This is a genomic window from Kouleothrix sp. 19917, assembly GCF_057073505.1.
This window is the reverse complement of sequence record NZ_CP097099.1, coordinates 1,141,440-1,162,545: the sequence shown is the minus strand read 5'-3', so window position 1 is coordinate 1,162,545 and position 21,106 is coordinate 1,141,440. Positions and strand designations below refer to the sequence as shown.

16 protein-coding genes are annotated in these 21,106 nt (G+C 64.5%); 6 read left to right on the top strand and 10 right to left on the bottom strand.

What is annotated here, in order from left to right; genetic code table 11:
• Window positions 1–122: 122 nt before the first annotated feature.
• Window positions 123–893: an SDR family NAD(P)-dependent oxidoreductase gene (locus M1P90_RS04605; protein ID WP_483701479.1), complete on the top strand. Its 771-nt coding sequence runs from the start codon at window positions 123–125 to the stop codon at window positions 891–893.
• 443 nt (window positions 894–1,336) lie between these two features.
• On the opposite strand, the gene M1P90_RS04600 is transcribed toward M1P90_RS04605, so the two are convergent.
• The 4 genes from M1P90_RS04600 to M1P90_RS04585 form a co-directional block, all read right to left on the bottom strand.
• Complete coding sequence (locus tag M1P90_RS04600; RefSeq protein WP_483701478.1) at window positions 1,337–3,529, bottom strand: bifunctional rhamnulose-1-phosphate aldolase/short-chain dehydrogenase; 2,193 nt, start codon at window positions 3,527–3,529, stop codon at window positions 1,337–1,339.
• 140 nt (window positions 3,530–3,669) lie between these two features.
• The gene (locus M1P90_RS04595; RefSeq protein WP_483701477.1) at window positions 3,670–4,167 is read right to left on the bottom strand and encodes an AAA family ATPase; all 498 of its coding nucleotides are present in this window, start codon (window positions 4,165–4,167) and stop codon (window positions 3,670–3,672) included.
• 260 nt (window positions 4,168–4,427) lie between these two features.
• A complete protein-coding gene (locus tag M1P90_RS04590; protein WP_483701476.1) occupies window positions 4,428–5,864 on the bottom strand; it encodes a rhamnulokinase in 1,437 nt (478 codons plus the stop codon).
• A gap of 2 nt (window positions 5,865–5,866) precedes the next feature.
• On the bottom strand, window positions 5,867–7,144 hold the full coding sequence (locus M1P90_RS04585; protein ID WP_483701475.1) for an L-rhamnose isomerase: 1,278 nt from the start codon (window positions 7,142–7,144) through the stop codon (window positions 5,867–5,869).
• Between the two features lie 450 nt (window positions 7,145–7,594).
• Between M1P90_RS04585 and M1P90_RS04580 the strand changes: the two genes are divergently transcribed.
• From M1P90_RS04580 to M1P90_RS04560, 5 genes are all read left to right on the top strand, one after another.
• A complete protein-coding gene (locus tag M1P90_RS04580) occupies window positions 7,595–8,428 on the top strand; it encodes a DeoR/GlpR family DNA-binding transcription regulator (RefSeq protein ID WP_483701474.1) in 834 nt (277 codons plus the stop codon).
• Window positions 8,429–8,494: 66 nt separating this feature from the next.
• Complete coding sequence (locus M1P90_RS04575; RefSeq protein ID WP_483701473.1) at window positions 8,495–9,313, top strand: hypothetical protein; 819 nt, start codon at window positions 8,495–8,497, stop codon at window positions 9,311–9,313.
• 245 nt (window positions 9,314–9,558) lie between these two features.
• The gene (locus tag M1P90_RS04570; protein ID WP_483701472.1) at window positions 9,559–9,834 is read left to right on the top strand and encodes a GlsB/YeaQ/YmgE family stress response membrane protein; all 276 of its coding nucleotides are present in this window, start codon (window positions 9,559–9,561) and stop codon (window positions 9,832–9,834) included.
• A gap of 305 nt (window positions 9,835–10,139) precedes the next feature.
• Window positions 10,140–10,916: a methyltransferase domain-containing protein gene (locus M1P90_RS04565; RefSeq protein WP_483701471.1), complete on the top strand. Its 777-nt coding sequence runs from the start codon at window positions 10,140–10,142 to the stop codon at window positions 10,914–10,916.
• A gap of 95 nt (window positions 10,917–11,011) precedes the next feature.
• Entirely contained in the window at window positions 11,012–12,184 is a 1,173-nt protein-coding gene (locus tag M1P90_RS04560) for an MFS transporter (RefSeq protein ID WP_483701470.1), read from the top strand.
• 75 nt (window positions 12,185–12,259) lie between these two features.
• Here the strand turns inward: M1P90_RS04560 and M1P90_RS04555 are convergent, their stop codons facing one another.
• The 6 genes from M1P90_RS04555 to M1P90_RS04530 form a co-directional block, all read right to left on the bottom strand.
• Window positions 12,260–13,171 carry a DMT family transporter gene (locus tag M1P90_RS04555; RefSeq protein WP_483701469.1) on the bottom strand — a complete coding sequence of 304 codons (912 nt, stop codon included), beginning with the start codon at window positions 13,169–13,171 and terminating at the stop codon, window positions 12,260–12,262.
• 214 nt (window positions 13,172–13,385) lie between these two features.
• Window positions 13,386–13,820: a GNAT family acetyltransferase gene (locus M1P90_RS04550; RefSeq protein ID WP_483701468.1), complete on the bottom strand. Its 435-nt coding sequence runs from the start codon at window positions 13,818–13,820 to the stop codon at window positions 13,386–13,388.
• 263 nt (window positions 13,821–14,083) lie between these two features.
• Window positions 14,084–15,169, bottom strand: coding sequence for a hypothetical protein (locus tag M1P90_RS04545; RefSeq protein WP_483701467.1), 1,086 nt, complete (start codon window positions 15,167–15,169; stop codon window positions 14,084–14,086).
• Window positions 15,170–15,448: 279 nt separating this feature from the next.
• A complete protein-coding gene (locus M1P90_RS04540) occupies window positions 15,449–16,831 on the bottom strand; it encodes a flavin monoamine oxidase family protein (RefSeq protein ID WP_483701466.1) in 1,383 nt (460 codons plus the stop codon).
• A 123-nt stretch (window positions 16,832–16,954) separates the two neighbouring features.
• Window positions 16,955–18,499, bottom strand: coding sequence for a hypothetical protein (locus M1P90_RS04535; protein WP_483701465.1), 1,545 nt, complete (start codon window positions 18,497–18,499; stop codon window positions 16,955–16,957).
• 60 nt (window positions 18,500–18,559) lie between these two features.
• Window positions 18,560–21,100, bottom strand: a complete 2,541-nt coding sequence (locus M1P90_RS04530) for an ABC transporter permease (RefSeq protein WP_483701464.1) — start codon at window positions 21,098–21,100, stop codon at window positions 18,560–18,562.
• Between the last annotated feature and the right edge of the window lie 6 nt (window positions 21,101–21,106).

Sequence of the window (21,106 nt, the reverse complement as noted above, 5' to 3'; positions counted from 1 at the left end):
GCCAATTGAACTGCGCCGTGCAGTTCAATTGAGCAGGGTGCCGGTGTTCGCGAAGGCTTCACAAAGCGCAAGCACTCCTGACTTCTGAATGCTGAAACCTGACTTCTGTGATAGGAGGCACTATGGGACGCTTCGCAGGAAAAACCGCCGCCGTGGTTGGCGGAAGCCGTGGCTTTGGCGAGGGAATTGTGCGCGCGCTTGCGGCCGAAGGCGCGGCGGTGTGGGCGCTCGGGCGCGATGCCAAACAGCTCGATGCGCTCAAACAGTCGGTGGCGGGCGTGCAAACACTGCGCGCCGACGTGATGGAGGCGAACACTGCGCCGGAAGCCCTGCGCGCCACCCGCCCCGACATTCTGGTGCTGAATGCGGGCGCAACGCCAGCAATGGCACCCGTTCACCAGCAATCGTGGGAAGAGTTTGCGCGCACATGGGAAACCGACGTGCACATGACCTTTGCGTTTGGCAAAGAAGCCTTGCTGCAGCCGCTCGCGCCGGGCAGCACCGTGATCATTCTTTCCAGCGGCGCGGCAATTGGCGGCTCGCCGCTGTCGGGAGGGTATGCGGGCGCGAAACGCATGCAGTGGCTGCTTGCCCAGTATTTGCAGGGCGAGTCGGACGCATTGCAGCGTGGCATTCGCTTTGTTGCGCTCTTGCCCAACCAGATCAGCCCGGCCACCGGGCTTGGCCGCGCCGCCGTGGCCGCCTACTCCGCCGCGCAGGGCCTCAGCGAAGCAGCATTTCTGGCCCGCTGGGGCACGCCATTGCTGCCCGAGCACGTCGGTAAGGCTATTGTCGAGCTATTGACCAAGCCAGAGTACGAGAGTGGGCGTGTGTTCCGCGTCACCAGCCAGGGCGTGAGTGCGTTTGAGGAACAGCCAGCCGTGCCAGCGTGAGCAGGTGACAGGATGAAGGGTGACACGATGACACGATGAGGGGGTGAAGCGGTGAAAGGGGTGAGAGGGTGAAGCGGTGAAAGGGGGAAGGGGTTGAACCTATCTACAGACAAGTTCAACCCCAAAACCTAGACCGCATACCAAGTTCGGGTAAACACGTTCCCTGTGTCATTCTGAACGAAGCGCTAGCCGAGTGAAGAATTTCCTACTCACAAAAGCAAGAGGGAGCGTAGCTTCGCTCAGCATGACAATTCTACAGTGATCATCCGTGTTTGCTATCCATTTGCAGACGGAATACGCAGTGAGTTACAGAACCAAGGAAGGGCGCGTTGCTATACGCCCAGCCCAAGAACCTGCAAACCTGCAACCTGTAAACTTGCAACCTGCAAACCTCAAAACTCCGTGCCTCTATGTCTTTGTGGTTTGGTTCTCTCCAAACGTTTTTAGCGCAGAAACGCCTCGTGCAGGCCGCCATCGACCGTTATGACCTGCCCGGTGGTCTGGCGCAGGCGCTGGCTAAGCAGCAGAAACACCGCTTCGGCCTGCTCGGCGGGCGTAATAGGCCGTTTGAGCAGCGTGCGGTCGGCGTAGAACTGCGCCAGCTTGTGCGTGAGCGACTCGCTTGGCTCGTCGTCGCTGTAGGCAATGTTGTATTTCGCCAGCGACGAAATCACGCGCTCGCGCGGGAACATGGCGCTGCCCTGCACCACTGTGGCCGGCGCAACACCATTCACGCGCACCAGCGGGGCCAGCTCAATCGCCAGCTCGCGCACCAGATGGTTCGCCGCGGCCTTGCTGGTGTCGTACGCGACGCTGCCCTTTTTCGCAACGACGGCATTCGCCGAGGTGGTAAGCACCAGGTTGGCCGGCAGGTTCTGTGCGCGCCAGACGGTTGCAGCTTCGTCGGATGTCATATACAAACCGGTCACATTGATCGCAAAGGTCTGCGCCCACTGCTCGTCGCGGATGCGGCCAGCCGTGTCGGGCGCGACAAAAATGCCCGCCGTGACGGCCATGCCATCTAAGCCGCCATACGCCAGCATCACCTGCTGGAGCATTGCGCGAACGCTGGCGCGGTCGGTGATATCGGCCTGCAAACCAATCGCCGGGCCGCAGTTCGAAATGCCACTGCCGGCCACGCCAATGCCTAAACCGTAGGCATCGGTGATGGCTTTGGCGGTAGATTCTGCGCCGGCCAGGTCGCGATCCACACAGACGATCTGCGCGCCTTCGCGTGCCAGTCGCAATGCCACTTCGCGGCCAATGCCACTGCCGCCGCCCACCACCGCAATGATCTGGCGCGCCAGTTCCTGCTCGGGCGGCATGCGCTGGAGTTTTGCTTCTTCAAGCAGCCAGTATTCGATGTCGAAAGCTTCCTGAAGCGGCAGCGCCGTATATTCGTCAATCGCCTCCGCGCCGCGCATCACCTCGATCGCGCAATTGTAGAACTCGGCCGTCACGCGCGACTCGCTCTTGTCCTTGCCCCAGGCAATCATGCCCAGGCCGGGGATGAGAATGACGGTGGGGTTGGGGTCGCGCATCGCGGGCGAGTCGGAATGCTTGTGCTGCGCGTAATAGGTTGCGTAGTCTTCGCGGTATTTCACCAGCCCGGCGCTGAGTTTCTGCCTGAGCGCGCCAGCATCCTCGGTCTGCGGGTTCCAATCGACATACAGCGGCTTGATCTTGGTGCGAAGGAAATGATCGGGGCAGCTGGTGCCAAGCTCAGCGAGGCGCGGCGCGTCGGCACTGTTGACAAAGCGCAGAATGGCTGCATCTTCCTGCACCGTGCCAACAAAACGCCTGAACTGGCTCACCTGGCCGCGCAGCCACGGCAGGATTTCGGCCAATACGGCATGGCGCTGCGCTTCGTCCAATGCGGCATACTTTTGGCCGCCAAAGGTCTGCTCGCCCTGGTCGCGCGCCTCAATAAAGCGCGCCGCCCGCTCGATCAGCTCAAGTGTCAGCTCATAGCAGGCCTTGTCGTCGTTCGCCCAATTGATCAGGCCGTGCCCGCCGAGAATCACGCCGCGCGCATGCGGGTGCTCCTTGCAAATCTGCTCCAGCTTCAGGCCCAGGTCGAAACCGGGGCGCTGCCATGCCGTCCAGATCACGTCGTCGCCATAAATCTCGCGGGTGAGCTGCTCGGAGTTGCGCGCGGCGGCAATCGCGATCACCGCATTCGGGTGCATGTGGTCGACATGCGTGAATGGCACAAAGGCATGCAGTGGCGTGTCGATCGAGGAAGGGCGCGGGTTGAGATTGAAGGTCGCGTGCGGGTACAGGCCGACAATCGCGTCTTCGATTGGCGTTTTTGGGCCGCGCACCGGGGAATGATGGTAGTGCGCCTGCAAGCCGCGCAGCTTTTCCATATATAAGGAAGAGAAGTTGGCGCGCTTGGCGGTGCGCAGGTCGCCGCCCGAGCCCTTGACCCACAAGACCTCGACCTGCTCGCCCGTCAGCGGGTCGGTTTCGGTGATTTTGGCGGACGTATTGCCGCCGCCGGTGTTGGTAATGCGCCCGTCGGCCCCAAGAATATTCGAGCGGTACACCAGCCGCCCAACCGGGTCGAGCGCGTTGGCGGCGGCGTCGTCCCACGAATAGTTCACATGCGTGAAAGCGGGTGACTCTGTTGACATGATCGTTCCTTGTTTTCTTCGTTGGTTGATGAGCGTTTGCGCCGGGTTTCACCACCAAGACACCAAGACACCAAGGTCTTCACGATAGTATAACTTCTTGGTGCCTTGGTGTCTTGGTGGTTATTTGAAAGGTATTGCACCTAGCTGACTTTTTCAAGAATAGTGTCCACGACGCTTGCGAGCGGTGCCGTGGCATCAATGATCGTTGCGTTCTCGGGCAGGCCCGCGTTTGTCGCATGCTGCACGCGCGCAAAAGCCTCCCCTTCGCTTGCCGTCCCGCCCCACGCGTTCGGAGGACGAGCAGCAAGCCGCCGGTTCAGTGTTTCCAGATCGATTGCAAGCACAAACACGCCATCGAACAGATCAATGAAGCGGCTGGAATTGCGCGAACCGCCGCAAACGAATGTTGCCGGGTGGCTTTGATCGGCCGCCAATGCTCGAACCTTCTGCACGTCCCAGATCCATGCGCGATGCTCATCGGAATTGCCAGCCACAGGCTCCCCAGTTTCGAGATCGCCCCAGTAGGCCAGCTCGCGGTCGCCGTGAATGGCGTGGTAGCCGCGCCGTTGCAGCTCGTTGCAAACAGTGGTTTTACCCGCGCAGGAAACACCATCGATTAGATAGTTCTTGACGCCCATGGTTTGTTTCTAGTACATTTTCGATTTACGATTTTGGATTTACGATTGTGCGGATCTGCATACTGCTGCTGAACGAGCATACCGAAATCCACACATGTAGTTTGAAATTCACGAGCAGAAGAGTCAACAATGCCCAACTGCATTATCGATTGATGACTTTCGCTTTTGTGCAAAACGCAATTCGGGAGATCGGGAAAGAACGTAAGCATTGCAATCGCCAATCTCCAATCCCTATCCCCCACCCCCTAGCCCCTGCGCGTTCACGCGCACAAAGCCTGGTAGCGCGCAAATGCCTCGTCCCACCCGGCGCGATTGCGCGGCTCGTAGCGCTGCAAATCGGCTGAGCGTGCCACCAGCGCGCGTGCCTCGGCAATGGTGCCAAGCTCGCCCAGCGCAATCAGCTGCACCAAAGCATTGCCAATCACTGTGGCCTCGGTTGGGCCGGCCACCACCGGCAATCCTGTGGCGTCGGCAGTCATCTGGTTGAGCAGCGCGTTCTGGCTACCGCCACCAACAACATGAATGACTTCGGTGCGGTGATCGGCCAGCGCGTCAAGCGTTTCGAGCACGTGGCGATACGCAAGCGCCAGACTCTCGAACACACAGCGCGCGACTGCGCCGTGATCGTCGGGCGCGGGCTGGCCGCGCTCGGCGCACCACGCCGCAATCAGCGCGGGATGATCGCCGGGCGGCAGAAAACGATTGTCGTTCGGGTCGAAACAATGCCGGAGCGGCGGCGCGGCGCTGGCAAGCTGGACAAGGTCGGCGTAGCTGTAGCTGTGGCCCTGTGCGGCCCAGGTTGCGCGGCACTGCTGAATGATCCACAGGCCCATGACGTTCTTCAAAAGACGATATGTGCCGTTGATTCCGCCTTCGTTGGTCACATTTGCGGCCAGCGCGGCGTCGTTGATGATTGGCGCGGGCACTTCAAGCCCCACCAGGCTCCAGGTTCCACTGCTGATATAGGCATAGTTCGGCGTGCTGGTCGGAACTGCTGCCACCGCGCTGCCGGTGTCGTGGCAGGCGGGCGCAATCACCGGGATGCCGGCGTAGACGCCCAGGCGCGTGCCGGGCGGCACCAGCGCGGGGAAAATCGCGGGCGGCAAGCCCAGCGCGCCGATGAGATCGGTGGCCCAGCCGCCTGCGTGTGGGTTATACAGCTGCGTGGTGGTGGCGTTGGTGAACTCGCAGACGGCGGTGCCAGTGAGCCAGTAGTTCAGCAGGTCGGGGGCGGTGAGCAGCGTGCGCGCGGCTTGCAGCTGTGGCGATTCGCGGGTGGCGAGGCTGGCAAGCTGGTAGAGTGTGTTAATTGGCATGAACTGAATGCCGGTCTGCGCAAACACCTCGGCGCGAGGCACCCGCGCAAACACCCAATCCATCATGCCGTCGGTGCGGCGGTCGCGATAATGCACCGGGTTGCCCAGCAACTCGCCCTGCGCGTCGAGCAGCGCAAAATCCACGCCCCAGGTATCGACGCCCAGGCTGGCCGGGCGCAGCGCCTGCCCGCGCCCAATGCCTTCCTGAATGTCGCGCCAGAGCCGCAGGAAATCCCAGTGCAGGGTGCCACGCACCTCGGCGGTGGTGTTTGGGAAGCGGTGCAACTCTTCCAGGCGCAGCGCCTCGCCGCCGGCATGCACCGCCATCACCCGGCCCGACTCCGCGCCAAGATCGACCGCCAGAACAGTTTGCTGCGCCATGCTTACGCTCGCTTTGCCAGCACATCGCGCTCATAGGCGCGAATCTCGCCCAGGTACTGCGCGCCAACCGGCACTTCCTGCTGCAGGCAGAAATAATCCCACACCGCCGCCCAGGGCATGCCCTTCTGCTCCTCCAGCAGCGCCAGCCGCCCGGTGTAATCGCCGGCGCGCTCAAGCTCGCGCAGCTCATCGATTGGCTCAAGCATCGCCATAAGCGTGGCGCGCAGAACATTGCGCGCGCCAATCACCCAGGCCGCCACGCGGTTGATGCTCGCGTCGAAGAAATCCAGGCCGATATGCACGCGGTTCAGCAGCTGGCCGCGCACCACTTCCTGCAAAATCATCGCCGTCTCGTCGCTCAGCGTCACCACGTGGTCGCTATCCCAGCGCACGCCCCGGCTGACGTGCAGAAGCACTTCGTCCACATACATCAGCACGGAAGAAAGCTTGTCGGCAATCGTCTCGGTTGGGTGGAAGTGGCCGCTGTCGAGGCAGAGCAGCGTGTTGTTCTTGATTGCATAGCCCATGTAGAATTCGTGCGAGCCGACCACATAGCTTTCCGAGCCCAGGCCGAACAGCTTGCACTCCACCGCGTCGAGGTTGTGGGCGCGGTCGATTGGCGCGGCCAGAATCGTGTCGAGCGACTCTTTCAGCAGCTGGCGCGGCGCGGCGCGGTCGATCGGCGTGTCTTTCAGGCCGTCGGGGATCCAGATATTCGTGACGCAGGGCGTGCCCAGCGCGCGCCCAAACGACGCGCCGATTTCGCGCGAGGCAATGCAGTGCTCGATCCAGAACTGGCGCACCGCCGGGTCGTAGCTCGCCAGCGTGAAGCCGCTATCGGCCATGGGGTGCGAGAAGCAGGTCGGGTTGAAGTCAAGGCCGTGGCCGTTGGCCTTGGCCCAGTCGAGCCAGCCGGTGAAGTGCTCGGGCCGCAGGGCATTGCGCTCGACCGGCTTGCCACCCGTTTCGGCGTAGATCGCATGCAGGTTCAGGCGGTGGCTGCCGGGGATCATGCTGTAGGCGCGGTCGAGGTCGCTGCGCAGCTCGGCGGCGCTGCGCGCCTTGCCGGGGTAGTTGCCGGTCGCAGCAATACCGCCGCTCAGCTCGCCGTCGGGGTTCTCAAAGCCGGCAACATCGTCGCCCTGCCAGCAGTGCAGGCTGAGCGAGACATTCCGCAGCGCCGCAAGCGCCTGCTCGGTATCGACGCCCAGGCCAGCGTAGCGCTCGTTCGCCAGCGCATAGGCATCGTGCAGCTGCTTGCCCGTCGGTGGTATGGCCATGGCGCGTGCCCTCCATTAGTGGGTTTCAGGTTGCAGGTTTACAGGTTGCAGGTTTGACGATGAACGGCGAATGAACAAAAGAATGAACCGCAAAGAACGCAAAGTGCGCAGAGGGTTGTACGTTTACAGGTTTACAGGTTGCAGGTTTGACGACGAACGGCGAATGAACAAAAGAATGAACCGCAAAGAACGCAAAGGGCGCAGAGCGTTGCAAGTTTTAGGTTTGAAAGTTGCAGGTTTGTGCAAACTCAACATTCAACATTCAAAACTTGGGAGGCGCAATTTCGTAAGGTATTCGAAAGAAAAGGGGTACAAGTTGCGCCTAGGGTAGCACACTTTCACCCAATGTCAAGGTAGCCGATTTTGCCGAAAAAAGGCGGTTTTTTTGCTCTTGACACTCGCCGCCGTGGCGGATACCATAAACAGATACGAACCATCAGCATTACGAAGATGTTTCACACCGCCCGCTCGGTGGGCGGCCTGAGCCTGCCGGAGAACAGGATGACGCAGAGCGAGCAGGGCGTTTCGCCCGAGCGGCGGCGCGACCAGATCCTGGCCTATGTCAGCACGCGCGACCGCAGCTCGGTGGGCGAGCTGAGCCAGGTGCTGGGCGTGTCTGAAGTGACCGTGCGCAAAGACCTGGACGTGCTGGAGGCGCAGGGCGTGCTGACGCGCGTGCATGGCGGCGCGGTCGTGTCGGGGCGCGGGCGGCTGGAATTGTACTTCGCCGCGCGCGAGCAGGAACACCTGGAAGCCAAGCGCCGCATCGCCCAGGCCGCCGCCGCGCTGATCCAGTCGGGCCAGCGCATTTTTCTCGACGCCAGCACCACCGCGCTGCAGATCGCCCGCCTGATCAAAGATCGCGAAGACCTGATCGTGGTGACGAATGGCCTGTACACTGCGCTGGAGCTGAACTTCTGCGCCGGCATCACCACGGTGGTGGTGGGCGGCACCATGCGTCGGCGCTCCAGCTCGCTGATTGGCAGCCTGAGCCCGCACACTGTCCAGCGCCTGCGCGTCGATCTCGGCTTCTTTGGGGCGCGTGGCGTTACCGCCCGCGATGGCATGCTCGAATCCGACCTCGACGAAGCGCAGCTCAAGCAGCAGATGGTCGCCGCCTCGGGGATTGTGGTGGGCGTGGCCGACGCGAGCAAGTTCGGCACGACTTCGTTCTGCGCCTTTGCCCTGCCGCACGAGATCGACCGGATCATCAGCGACGAAGGCGCGCCGGCCGAGCTGGCCCAGGCGCTGCGCGAGCAGGGCATCGCCGTCGATTTGGTGTGAGCGGCAGTGTGGTAGGATGTCCGCGCCGGCCATGTGGCGCCAGGCATAAGAGTGGGAGCAGACAGCATGTACACGCTTCGCAACGACGAGCTGCGGGTTGAGATCCTCGACCCGGTGGCCGACCAGGCGCGCTTTGGGGTGCGCTACTGCACGGGCGGCTATATCTTCCAGGTGCACGACGCGCGCCGCGGCCCGCTGCTCACCGGGCCAACCTTCCCCGAAAGCTTCAACTGGTTCGACGGGCAGGGCATCCCCGACGCCTTCAACCTCAGCCCGCAACGCGCCCCCGGCGACGCCAGCGGGCGGGCGCTGGTGCTGGGCATTGGCCTGTGCGACCTTGCGGGGCGGCAGGTTGAGGAATTCTGCGCCTGGGAGGTTGCGGAAGAAAACAGCAGCATCAGCATGCGCACCAGCCACGACGTGCTTGGCTACGGTGCCGCGCTGGAGCGCACGGTCTCGCTGAACAGCCGCACGCTGCGCTCGTTCACGCGCCTGCATAACAGCGGCACGCTGCCGATTCAGATGAGCTGGTTCCCACACCCGTTCTTCCCACAAACCGACACGCCCGAGCTGTGCCGCCTGAACCTGCCGCTTGCCGCCATGCCCGACAACCCCGGCTACATGGTGAACGACAGCGGCTGGATCGCGCGCCGCGCCGCCCCCGATCAGCGCGGTTTCTACCAGGCGCTCGACCTTGCCGAAAACGGCAAGCTGGTGATCCTGCAGCGCCACCCCGCGCTGGGCCTGGTTGCCGCCACATGCAGCTACGCGCCGACCTTCTTCCCGATCTGGGGTAACCAGCACACCTTCTCGTGGGAGCCCTTCTTTGAGCGCACGCTCGCGCCCGGCCAGCAGGTCGAATGGTCGATCGACTACGACTTTTAGGAAGAACCGCGTGAGGGTTTAGAGTCTGGGGTTTTGGGTTTGAGTCTTTAGTTCTCTGCGTCCTTTGCGCTCTTTGCGGTTCATCCAGCAGGCAGTTGGCAGTAAGCGATCATCCGCAACATGCACCATGCAAACCTGCCAACCTGCAACTCGCAAACCGTGGCACGCCAGTTGCTTTATATCCCGGCATACGCGACCGCACGGAGCGGCGCACCGAGGAAAGCATAACTGGAGGAATAGGAATCATGATCAACTTCATTCTGTGGCTGCTGTTTGGCGCGTTGGTAGGCTGGCTGGCGAGCATTGTGATGCGGACGGATGCGCAGCAGGGCGCGATCCTGAATATCGTGGTCGGTATTGTGGGCGCGTTCCTGGGTGGCTTCCTGTTCAACCTGCTGGGTATCGGCGGCTCGAACATCAACAACAGCGACTTTAGCCTGGGCGCGCTGCTTGTGTCGTTCATCGGCGCGGTTGTACTGCTGGGCATTGTGAACCTGGCGCGCCGCGGCTCGGTTCGCTAACACATCAATTTCCCAAGTTTTCAAAGCCCCGCATCCACTTGGGTGCGGGGCTTTTGCGTGCGTGGCAGAACGACGACCGACAACTAGCGAACGATTATTCACCGCAGAGAGCGCGAAGGGCGCAAAGGTTTTGAAGGTTGCAGGTTGGCACGTTGCAGGTTTGAAGGTTGTAAGTTTGAAAAATAGAAGGTGACAGGTTACTGCCCACTGCTCACTGCAAACTGCCTCCTGCCTCCACTCGGCCGCTTGCCGTGCAGGGCGAATGTGTGTACACTGCGCGCGAACCGCATGGGCAGGAGGTGCGCGTGAGCAGTGAGCAAGCCGGCGAGGGTGGGCAGTACAGCCCGGCCGCCATCCACAAGTATGAAGCGATCTACGGGCGCAATTTCGTGAGCCCGGGCGGCGCATCTACCACGCGGGAATTGCTGGCGCTGGCAGGGCTGAAACCGGGCGCGCAGGTGCTCGACGTTGGCTGCGGGCTGGGTGGCGCGGCCTTTCTGATGGCGCGGGAATTTGGCGCGCAGGTGCATGGCATCGATATCGAGCCGGCCATGCTGGCGATTGCGCGCGAACGCTGCGCGGAAGCAGGTCTGGAAGACGCGGTGCGCTTCTCGCAGGGTAATATTCTTGGGTTCAGCGGGGCCGAACAGTACGACCTTGCCCACAGCCGCGACGCTTTTTTACACATCCATGCCAAGCCGCAGCTTTTTGCGGTGCTGTGGCGCGCATTGCGGCCGGGCGGGCGTCTGCTGTTCACCGACTATATGCGGCGCGACGCGGGCGAACCGAGCGCCGAGTTCGCGGCCTATGTGCGCGGGCGCGGCTACGACCTCCTTGCGCTGGCGGGCTACCGCGCCGTGCTCGAGGCGGCTGGCTTCGGCATCCTGCGCGCCGAAGATCGCACTGCTGAGTTTATCGATATTTTGGCGCGCGAGCTGGCCGCGCTCGACAGCAGCGACCTGAGCGACGCCGAGCGCGCCGAGCTGGCCGCAAGCTGGCGCAGCAAGCTCGCGCACGCCCGCGCCGGCGACCATCGCTGGGGCGTGCTGCTGGCCGAAAAGCCGGCGTACATTGCACGTTGAAGGGTTGGAAAGTTGCAGGTTATTCCAGACCAGAAACTTGCAAACTTGCCAACCTGCCAACTTGCCAACCGTAATCGCATAGCGAGAAAGACCACATGACCGCACAATCTGCCCTGGCCGCGCCGCCACGACCCGCGCGCCTGGCCGTCGCCGCGATTTTCATGCTGAACGGCATGGCCCTGGCCAACTGGGTCGCGCGCATCCCCGATGTCAAGCAGCAGCTCGCGCTGGGCGACCAGCTGCTGGGCCTGGTGCTGCTGTTCGCCGCAATTGGCGCGCTGATCGCCCAGCCAACCATGGGCTGGCTCATTCACCGCTTTGGCAGCCAGGTCACCACCCGCGTGATGGCTGGCGCGTTTGGCCTTTCGATTATTTTGCCGGGCATCGCCAATAGCGTGCCGGCGCTGATGGCCGCCCTGTTTGTGGTGGGCGCATGCAACGGCGGCCTCGACGTGGCAATGAACGCGCAGGCCGCGCTGGTGGAAGGGCGCTACGGCCGCCCAATTATGAACTCGTTTCACGGGCTGTGGAGCGTGGGCGGGCTGCTTGGCGCGGCCATCGGCGGCTTGTTTGCCACACAGCGCGTGCCAGTGGGCGAGCACCTGCTGGGCGTGGCGCTTGTTGCCACTGCGCTGGCGGTGCTTGCCAGCCGCTGGCTGCTGCCCGATGCGGGCGCGGCTGCCGGCGGCGACGACGGCCCGGGTTTTGCGCTGCCGCCGCGCGCCATGCTGGTGCTGGGCTTTATTGCCTTTGGCGTGCTGTTCTGCGAAGGCGCAGTGGCCGACTGGAGCGCGGTGTACATGCGCGAAGGATTAGGAGCCGCGCCGGGCGTGGCCGCGGCAGCCTTTGCCGTCTTCTCGCTGCTGATGGCAATCGGCCGGCTCAGCGGCGACACGCTCGCGCAGCGGCTTGGGCCAGCTGCCGTGGTGCGTGGCGGCGGCGCGCTGGTGGCGCTTGGCATTGCGCTCGCGGTCGGCAGCGGCATCCCAACGCTGGCAATCATCGGCTTTGGGCTGGTTGGCGCGGGGCTGGCCTGCGCCTTCCCGCTGATCCTGAGCGCGGCGGCGCGCACGCCCAACATCGCGCCCAGCACCGGCATCGCCGCCATGGCCACCTCGGGCTACACCGGCTTTCTGATCGGCCCGCCGCTGCTTGGCACGCTGGCCGAAGCCGTTTCGCTGCGCGGTGCGCTTGGGCTGCTGGCCATCATTGGCGTGATTGTCGCGCTGGTTGGCGGCGCGGTTGGCCGGCGCCCAGGCGAGCGCTAAACGACCACCGACGAAGGACGAAGGACGAAGGACCAAGGCGCTTTCGTCCTCCGTCCTTCGTCTTTCGTCCGTTCTCTATTTTCGCGGCGCAAGCACCAGCGCCACGCCCGCCACGGCCAGCGCCATGCCGCCGAGCGCCAGCAGGCCCAGCCGCTCGTTGAACAGCAGAAACGCCTCCAGCGCGGTCAGCGGCGGCACCAGGTAGAACAGACTGGCCACGCGCGAGGCGGCATTCTGGCGGATCAGCCAGAACAAGAGCAGGATCGCGCCAAGCGACAGCGCCAGCACCAGCCACGCCACCGTCGCGATCAGCGTCACGCTCCACACCACGCGCATGCTTTCCAGCGACAGCGCCAGCACCAGCATCACCGCCGTGGTGGCAAGATACTGGATGGCCGAACCACTGGTTAACGAAACATCGGTGCAGAACCGCCGCTGGTAGAGCGTGCCAAGCGTGGTTCCCAGCAGGGCCACGGTCGCGATAGCCATTCCTTCTGCGCTGATCGACTGGGCGGTTGCGCCATCCAGCAGCTTTTCGCCCACCACCAGGCCCACGCCCACGAAACCAAGCAGCAGGCCCAGCCACTGCCGCGCCGCCACGCGCTCGCGCAAGAGCGCCTGCGCAATGATCGCCGTCAGAATTGGCTGCAAGCCCACCACCAGCGAGGTCACGCCCGCCGGCATGCCCAGGCGTATCGCCTCGAACACGCCGCCGATGTACACGGCATGCAGCAGCAAGCCCGACACAATCACATGGAAAATCTGCAGCGGCGAGCGCGGCCACGGCGCACCGAGCGCCAGCGCCAGCCCCACCAGCAGCGCCGCCGCCAGGCTGAAGCGTAACAGCAGAAGCGTGAACGGCTCGGCGTAGGGCAGGCCGAATTTCGCGCCAATAAAGCCTGTGCTCCACAGCAGCACAAAGACAGCCGGCGCCAGGCCGGCCAGGGTCGCGCGGCGCTCAGCCGCAACTGATTTCGAGAGTGCCACGAGTGCTTCCTTCCGTGCGGATTCAGAGTTACGTGGTCCACAGATGACGCAGATTACACCGATGGGTTTTGCGCCTATTGCTGCGTTCTTCCTCGTAATAATTGCCTGGATGTTTTACCACCAAGACACCAAGGCACCAAGATATTATATGTACAATTTCCACAGAGCATCGCACTCCCTACCCCTAACCCCTACCCCCGCACGTCCACGCGCACTACGGCACATCGTCGTGCTCCAGGCGCTTGCCCATGCTCAGCACATCGTCGGTGCTGTAGCCCAATCGCTCGTAAAACGCAATCACGCCCGCATTCGAGCGGCGCACCTGCAAGTTAATTTTGGCGCAGCCCAGCGCGCGCAAACGCTCCTCAGCGGCAGCGACCATAGCGCGCCCAAGCCCCTGCCCGCGCAGCTCGGGCGCGGCGGCGAGGTAGTTCAGCCAGCCGCGGTGCCCGTCGTAGCCGGCCATCACTGTCGCCACCACCGCGCCGCCGCGCACCCCCACCAGAAACAGATCGGGCTGCGCCGCCAGCTTGCGCCGAATGTCTTTCTGCGGGTCGTTCCACGGCCGGATCAGGTCGCAGCGCGCCCAGAGCGCAATCACCGCCGCTTCGTCGGCGGGTTCAAATGGGCGTATGGTAAGCTGTTCCATTGCTGCGTTTTCCCTTTTTATAGACGACCGACAACCAACCAGAAGAATGAACCGCAAAGAACGCAAAAAGCGCGAAAGGTAGAGAGATTTTGGGTTCTTGGTTCAATGCTAACTGCCGCCTGCCGACTGCCGCCTGCCGCCTGCCGCCTGCCGCCTGCCACCTGCCGACTGCCAACTGCCAACTGGCTACTGCCGCCTGCCGACTGCCGACTGCCGACTGCCGACTGCCGCCTGCCGACTGCCGCCTGCCGCCTGCCACTCGCTCACCCCTTCGCCCGCCTGCGCCGCACGCGGCGGCTGAGCCAGCCAAGCAGCGCAAAGAGCAGCAGCAGCGCCACCAGAAAGCCGATATACATGCCCGCAAAGGCCAGCATATTCTTCCAGTGGTGCGAGTGCCCCGCGCCAGCGATCTGCGCGCCGCGCGGGTCGTTGGCCGCATAGGCGATCTCGGCGGTGCTGCCCGCCGTGCCGCTGAATGTACCCGCGTCGGCAGCATCCACGCCAAGTACCGCCTCGCTCGCGCCAGCCGGGGTAAACGTGAACTGCACAATATCATACTGCTGCGGCACATCGAACCGCGTGTCGATGCGGCGGCCACAATTTTTGCGGCACGGCAGCGGGTCGATGCGCGTGATGCGCTGCACTGCGCTCACCGTCGCCTGGGCGCGCAGGGGCCGTGCGGCCGTGTTTTCGCTGGCCTGCCACTGCTGGTAGACAATCGCCGCCGGCACGGCGACGGCCGCCACCGCTGCCACCAGCCCCAGCAGGCCGCAGCCCAGCGTATTGTTGCGCGCCGCCCACGCCAGCGCGACGAACACGAGCACTCCAAGCCCGCCAAGCAGCCAGGGCAGCGGCACCAGATCGCGTGTGCTGATGCTCGCCAGCCGCACCACGCTGATGCTGCGCCAGATCGGAACGATCCGCACCGGCACGAACTGCTGCTCGCGCAGGGCATCGAACTGCGCCGCATTGAGCCGCAGGCCAGTGCTGGCTTCCTGCTCATCCAGGCTGAATTCATCGCTGCTGGGCGTGCTGCCGTCGAGCCGATAGCGCACTGTGGCGGTGAAATCGCGCTGCCAGTCGCCCTGGCGGCGGATCGTTGCCGTTTCGCTTTTCTTTAGCACCAGGCCATTCGCCGCCAGCCCGGCACTGTCGATATACAGCGAGCCGCCAAAAAAGACGCCCGCCAGCAGCAGCAGGAAGATCACAAACGACCACGGCCCCTTTTTCCCGCCAAGCACCGCGCTCAGCAGGCGCGCCACGCCAATCAGGATCATGAAAGCGAACAGCAGCAGCAGCGAGCCGATGATCAGAAAGCCAAAATCAGCAGCCGACGCGCCCAGGTTCATAGCAAGGCTCCTTTGTGCGGGCGAAACGACGAAAACGACGAAGAACAACCGACGACCGAAAAGCTCACCACAGAGGCACAGAGGCACGGAGGTTTTGGATTTACCAAACCACGAAGACACGAAGGCACGAAGGTTTTAGAGAAAACCAAACCACAGAGACACAGAGGCACGGAGGTTTGGGGGTTGAACTTGTCTGCTGTTTACAACGAGCTCCAGATACGTTCAACCCTTTCGCCCTTTCACCCCGTCACCCTTTCACCCCGTCACCCTGGCATCGTGTCATCCCGTCACCAGCATCAGCGCCTCGCGGGCCGCGCGCTCGCCCGACTCAATCGCGCCATCCATGTAGCCATTCCACACTTGGGCGGTTTCGGTGCCAGCCCAGATAATCGGCCCAACCGGCTCGCGCAGCGCGTCGCCGTAGCGCGTCAGCGCGCCGGGCGGCAGCACGCCCACGTAGCAGCCCGCGCTCCACGCCTCATCGGCCCAGTTCTGCTCGAGGTAGGCAGCCGGCGCGCCCGCTTGCGGCCCGAAGAATTCGACGAGCTGATCGCACACGGCGCGGGCACGCTCGGCGCGCGGCCGGTCGCCCCACGCGTCGGCGTCAGCGCCGAGAATGAAACCCACCAGCGCACCGGTTTCGCCTTCGTGCGGGCTATCGTCGAACACCATGCGCAGCGGCCCAGTGTCGCTGAGCGCCGTGCCCGCGAAGCCAGCCGCGCGCCAGAACGGCGTTGGGTAGGCGAGCACGCACTTGATCACGCGGCCCATTGGCATTGCTGCGGTGAGCTGCTGGCGCGAGCGTGGCAGCGCCGGGTGGTAATGAATTGCGCCAGCCAGCGTGGGCGGCAGCGCCACAATCGCAGCGCGTGCCCGGTAGCGCCCGCTGCCGCTTTGCACCGTCACGCCCTTCGCGTCGTGCGCAATTGCGGTGACCGGGCTGTTCAGAATCACGCGCTGCCCCAGCTGCGCGGCCATGCGCTCGGAAAGCTGCTGCGCGCCGCCCACCAGCCGGTCCTGCTGCGCGCCGCGCCTGATCTCGCTGAGCGGCATCAGCCCGCCGCCGGAGTGCACATAGAACAGGAAAAACAGCAGCGACAATTCTTCTGGCTCGGCGGCAAAGATCGCGTTGATTGCAATTCGCAGCACCGCGCGCGCATCGTCGCGGCGCACGTGGCGCTGAAGCCAGTCGCCCGCCGTTTGCGCATCCCACTCGGCGGCGCGGCGCGCGGCGGCCGGGTCGTCGAGCGGCACCGTGCGCGCCAGCCAATCGATCCGCATGATCGCCAGCTGCAAGGCCGCCAGCCCGGCCAGCGGCAGCGCGGGGATGGTGCCGCGGTAGATGCCGCGCTGGCCACCCAGCAATAGTACGTTCTTGCCACGGTGGGCCTGCGGGAAAATCTCAACGCCCAGCTCGCGGGCCAGCGCCAGCACGCGCCGCTGGGTCGGGCCAACCCACTGCGCGCCGAGGTCGACCGATTCGCCCAGCAGCGGGTGGCTGAGCGTGCGCCCGCCCACCCGGTTGCGCGCTTCGAGCACGCGCACATCCACGCCACGCGCCGCCAGCTCGCGCGCCGCATAGAGGCCAGCCAGGCCCGCGCCCACCACTATGACATCGGCTGTGCGCTCGCGGCCTAGCCGCCGCCTGAGAAAACGCAGCATTATGTCCTCCCCACTGCGCGCAATGCGCTCCGTTCGCGCCGCCGGAGAGTGTACCACGAAGCCCGGCAGACACCAAAACGCCCCGCGTTTGACGGCGGGGCGCGTGTGGAAAAGCTTTCGGTGCTATTTGTCGATTGTTGCCGAAGCCGTCATGTTCCAGCGCAGGCGCGGGTCCTGCTTGTCGAGCGCGATTGTCACGGTGTAGGTAATGTCGCCCTGCTTGCTTTCGCCCAGCGCGCGCACGCGCGTGACCTTACCGGCGAGTGTCAGGTCGGGAATGGCGTCGAAGGTGACGCTGGCTGGGCTGCCAACCTGCACCGCCGCGACATTCAGCTCGGTCAGGTCGGTGGTTTCCACCTGCCATGTCGCCAGATCGCCAAGGTAGGCCACTGGCGTGCCGGGCGCGATGAACTCGCCCACGGTCGCGTCGAGCGCGGCAACCGTGCCAGCGAATGGCGCGCGCAATTCCGCTTCGGCGGCAGTCGCTTCGGTCAGGGTCAGGGCGGCCTGTGCACTCTGGACATCGGCCTCGGCCACCGCAAGATCGTCCTGCGAGACACCAGCGCGCAGCTCGTCGAGCCTGGCCTGCGCCTGATCGACGGCGGCCTGCGCGGCGGCAAGTGCGCCATCGCGCTGATCGCCGTTGAGCTTGTCGAGCTGGGCGCGGCTGCTGGCTACTGCGGCGCGTGCTGCCGCCAGCGCTTCGGCGTCGGCCCCGGCGCGCAGCTTGTCGAGCGCGGCCTGCGACTGATCAACCGATGCCTGCGCGGAAGCCACGCCACTGATCTCGGCCTGGCGCGCATTGTCGTACGCAACCTGCGCCTGCTGCACGCCCGCTTCGGCGCTGTGCATCGCCGCTTCGGCCTGCACAAACGCGCCGTAGTACTGCTGGCGCTGGGCGTCGTTCAGGCGGTTTGCAACGGCCTTGCCCTGCGCGTTTGTGCGCGTCGGCGCGACCGGGTCGTTGCCGGTATCCTGCACATATTGCCAGTTTTGCAGCGCCGTCGAGTAGGCCGATTGCGCCTGCGTCAGCGCGCTGGTGGCCTGATCGAGCGCGAGCTTGGCGCTGGTTTTCGCGGCCGAAAGGCTGTCGCGCTGGGCCTGGAGGTTGGCCTGCGCCTGCGCAAGCTGCGCCTGGGCGCTCTGCGCGTCGGTGCTGCGCGGGCCGGCCTGCAAGGAAGCGAGCCGCGCCTGGGCCTCGGCCAGCTGTGCCTGCGCCGCCGCCCGGTCGGCAGAGGTGACGCCGCCGCTGGCCTGACGCTGCTGGGCCTGCGCGAGGCGAAGCTGCGCCTCGGCCGCCGCGAGCTCCTCAGGCGTCGCGCCGGTATGCAGCTTGCCAAAGGCGGCCTGTGCGTGCGCAAGCTGCGCCTGGGCCTGTGCCACTGCGGCCTGCGCCCGCGCCCGGTCGAGCCGGAGCAATGGCTGGCCCGACTGCACGGCGTCGCCTTCTTTCACCAACACTTCCGCAACCACGCCGCCACTAGTCATGCTCAGGGCAGCGCCGCGCACCGGCACGACCCGCGCCTCCGCCACCAGCGTGTTGTCCACAATCGGTGCCGCCGTTGGCGCGGTTTGCGCCGTGGGCGTGGCAGCACGCCCGCGCAGCACCGCAAAGGCCGCAACACCAAGCACCAGCACCGCAGCTACCGCGATCCAAACCTTTTTCATAGCACACCTGACCAATCGGCCATATCAACGCAAACAGAGTACCCGGCCATATGCGTAACGCTACTCATAGCGCAGCGCCCGCACAATATTCATTCGCGCAGCCTGGCGCGCCGGGAACAGCGCCGCCACCACACCCAGCAGAATGCCGATGATTGTGGCGGCAATCAAGCCATTGCTCGGGAAGACATACGCCACCGGGTAGCCAGCCGAGCCCAGCCCCAGGATCAGAACATAGCCGAGGTACAGGCCGGCCAGCAAGCCAAAGGCCGTGCCAATCACCGCCAGCAGCAGCGCCTCGGCGAGCACAATGCGGCGCACCTGCCGGCGCGTCGCGCCAATCGCCCGCAGCATACCGATCTCGCGGGTGCGCTCGATCACGCCAATCGCGAGCGTGTTCAGCAGCGCGATCAGCGACGGCGCGGCCAGCACGGCCAGCAGCGCATACATCGCCAGAAAAGTCTGGTCGAAGATCTGCTTGTTTTCCTCAAAAAAGCTCTTGCCCGACACCAGCCGGAACTGCGGGTAGTCCTTCAGAATCGCCTTGAGCTTTGGCTCAACCGCCGCGGCGCTGGCGTTGGGCGCGAGATTGAGCTGAATGAAAATGTCTTCGCTCTTGCGGAAATCGCGCTGCAGGTTCGATTGCGCGATATACGCGGTTTGCACCTTGGCGTTCAGGTAATCGCTCGCCACCGCAATGATCTGGTAGCTCTGCTGGCCGGTCGGCGTCGTCAGGCGCACGGTGTCGCCGGGATGCAGGCCGGTTTGCGCGGCAAACACACCGTTGATGATCAGCGCCCGCGCGCGCCCGAGGTCGGTGTAGGCGGTCGCGGGGTCGCCTTCCTGAAAGTTCAGGCTCGCCACTTTCGGGTAGACCGTTGGGTCGATGCCGAGCAGTGACAAAGCTTTGCCATTGGCGGTCGCCGCCGCGTAGCGCAGCGTGCTCACCACCCCTACGCCCGGCACGGCGCGCAGGCGGTCGGCCAGGCCGTTTTTCGCGCCAACATTATTGCCCCACACGCCCACCGCTGGCGGAATAAACAGGTAGTCGCTGCCCAGGCTTTTCTGCAAGGTGCCCAGAAAGCCACCTGACAGGCTCCAGACCATTCCGCCCATTGCCACAATAATTGCCAGCCCAACCATGGTCGCGCTTGCAGTGACAGCGGCGCGGCCCGGCTGGCGCACCACATTGCTGCGCGCCAGCTCGCCAGTGCCTTCGCGCGCCACAATCATCGCCAGCACCTGGCTGAAGAACGAGGCGATTGGCCGCACCAGCACGGGCGCGACCAGCACCAGCCCGATCAGGAACAGCAGCCCGCCCAGCCCGGCGGCGCGGGCATTTCGCGAAAACAGGGCCAGCAGCGCCAGCACCAGCAGCGCCACGCCCGCAATCGTGCTGCGCGTGATGCGCCGGCCAGATTGCTCGGGCACGGCTGGGCGCAGCGCCTCCAGCGGCGACATTCGGCTGGCGCTCAGCGCGGGCAGCAGGCCGGCCAGCAGCGTCACGCCCACGCCCAGCAGGATCGTCCGAACGAACAAGGCCGGCTCCAAAACCGGGTCGCCAATCGTCAGGTGCAGGAAATCGCGGTAGAGCGAGCGCATCAGGTAGAGAATACCCGCGCCCATGCCATAGCCCAGCGCCATGCCGATCAGCGTGCCAAGCACGCCTTGCAGCACGCCCTCGGCCAGAATCAGCCCGATGATTGTGCGGCGGCTTGCGCCAATTGCGCGCAGCATGCCAATGTCGTGGCGGCGCTCGGCAATAATCGTGCGAAAGGTGTTGAAGATAATGAAGCCGCCCATGAATAGCGCCAGAAAGCCAAACAGACTAAACGCCGCCTGCCCGGTCTGCAAGCCGGCCAGCAGCTCGCCGCCGCCCGACAGGCCGCCGAGCGTGTAGTTGTCGCCCAGCGCGGTCTGGATGTTCTGCTCAATCGCGGCGCGCTGCGCCTGGTCGGCCACGTCGAAGTTCGCCTCGATGGTGTTGATGCGGTTGGGCAGGGCCAGCAGCTTCTGGGATTCGATCAGCGTCACCAGCACTTCTTCGTTGCCGGGGCGCGAGCGCGCGGGCAGCAGCCCAACGATCCTGAGCGAGACGTCGCCGTCGGCGGTGGGCAGGTGCAGTTTCTGGTTGAGCTGCAAGCCCAGTGTTTCAGCCAGGGCGGCGGTGATCACGGCAGCATTTTCGTCGCTGGGGCGCAGGAAACGGCCCGATTTCACCGGGTAGGTTCGCAGCGCCTGCGCGGCGTCGATGTCGATACCGGTGAGCGTGAGCGCGCCAAGCTGGGCGCGGCCATAGTAGCCGGCCGGAATGTTGATGGTGCGGCTGAGCGAGCCCGCCACCACGCGCACGCCCGGCACGGCGCGCACTTTGCTGAGCGTATTGCGCGCAAAGGCCTCGCCCGATTTCTGCGTCACAGTGACATCGACCTGCCCGGCGGCAGCAAGCACATTCGCCTGAAAAGCCGCCAGCATGGTGGGCAGCAGAACGCCCATGCCGAAGATCACCATGGTGCCAAACACAATCGCCAGCGTGGTCAGCGCCGTGCGCAGCTTGCGCCCCCACAAGTAGCGCGCCGCGAGCGTCAGTTGCAGCCGAAGCATCGCCGC

Bases quoted from the DNA above. Each gene is read 5' to 3' on its own strand.
- M1P90_RS04605 (WP_483701479.1), top strand. From the start codon at position 123: ATGGGACGCTTCGCAGGAAAAACCGCCGCCGTGGTTGGCGGAAGCCGT.
- M1P90_RS04600 (WP_483701478.1), bottom strand. From the start codon at position 3,529: ATGTCAACAGAGTCACCCGCTTTCACGCATGTGAACTATTCGTGGGAC.
- M1P90_RS04595 (WP_483701477.1), bottom strand. From the start codon at position 4,167: ATGGGCGTCAAGAACTATCTAATCGATGGTGTTTCCTGCGCGGGTAAA.
- M1P90_RS04590 (WP_483701476.1), bottom strand. From the start codon at position 5,864: ATGGCGCAGCAAACTGTTCTGGCGGTCGATCTTGGCGCGGAGTCGGGC.
- M1P90_RS04585 (WP_483701475.1), bottom strand. From the start codon at position 7,144: ATGGCCATACCACCGACGGGCAAGCAGCTGCACGATGCCTATGCGCTG.
- M1P90_RS04580 (WP_483701474.1), top strand. From the start codon at position 7,595: ATGTTTCACACCGCCCGCTCGGTGGGCGGCCTGAGCCTGCCGGAGAAC.
- M1P90_RS04575 (WP_483701473.1), top strand. From the start codon at position 8,495: ATGTACACGCTTCGCAACGACGAGCTGCGGGTTGAGATCCTCGACCCG.
- M1P90_RS04570 (WP_483701472.1), top strand. From the start codon at position 9,559: ATGATCAACTTCATTCTGTGGCTGCTGTTTGGCGCGTTGGTAGGCTGG.
- M1P90_RS04560 (WP_483701470.1), top strand. From the start codon at position 11,012: ATGACCGCACAATCTGCCCTGGCCGCGCCGCCACGACCCGCGCGCCTG.
- M1P90_RS04550 (WP_483701468.1), bottom strand. From the start codon at position 13,820: ATGGAACAGCTTACCATACGCCCATTTGAACCCGCCGACGAAGCGGCG.
- M1P90_RS04545 (WP_483701467.1), bottom strand. From the start codon at position 15,169: ATGAACCTGGGCGCGTCGGCTGCTGATTTTGGCTTTCTGATCATCGGC.
- M1P90_RS04540 (WP_483701466.1), bottom strand. From the start codon at position 16,831: ATGCTGCGTTTTCTCAGGCGGCGGCTAGGCCGCGAGCGCACAGCCGAT.
- M1P90_RS04535 (WP_483701465.1), bottom strand. From the start codon at position 18,499: ATGAAAAAGGTTTGGATCGCGGTAGCTGCGGTGCTGGTGCTTGGTGTT.
- M1P90_RS04530 (WP_483701464.1), bottom strand. From the start codon at position 21,100: ATGCTTCGGCTGCAACTGACGCTCGCGGCGCGCTACTTGTGGGGGCGC.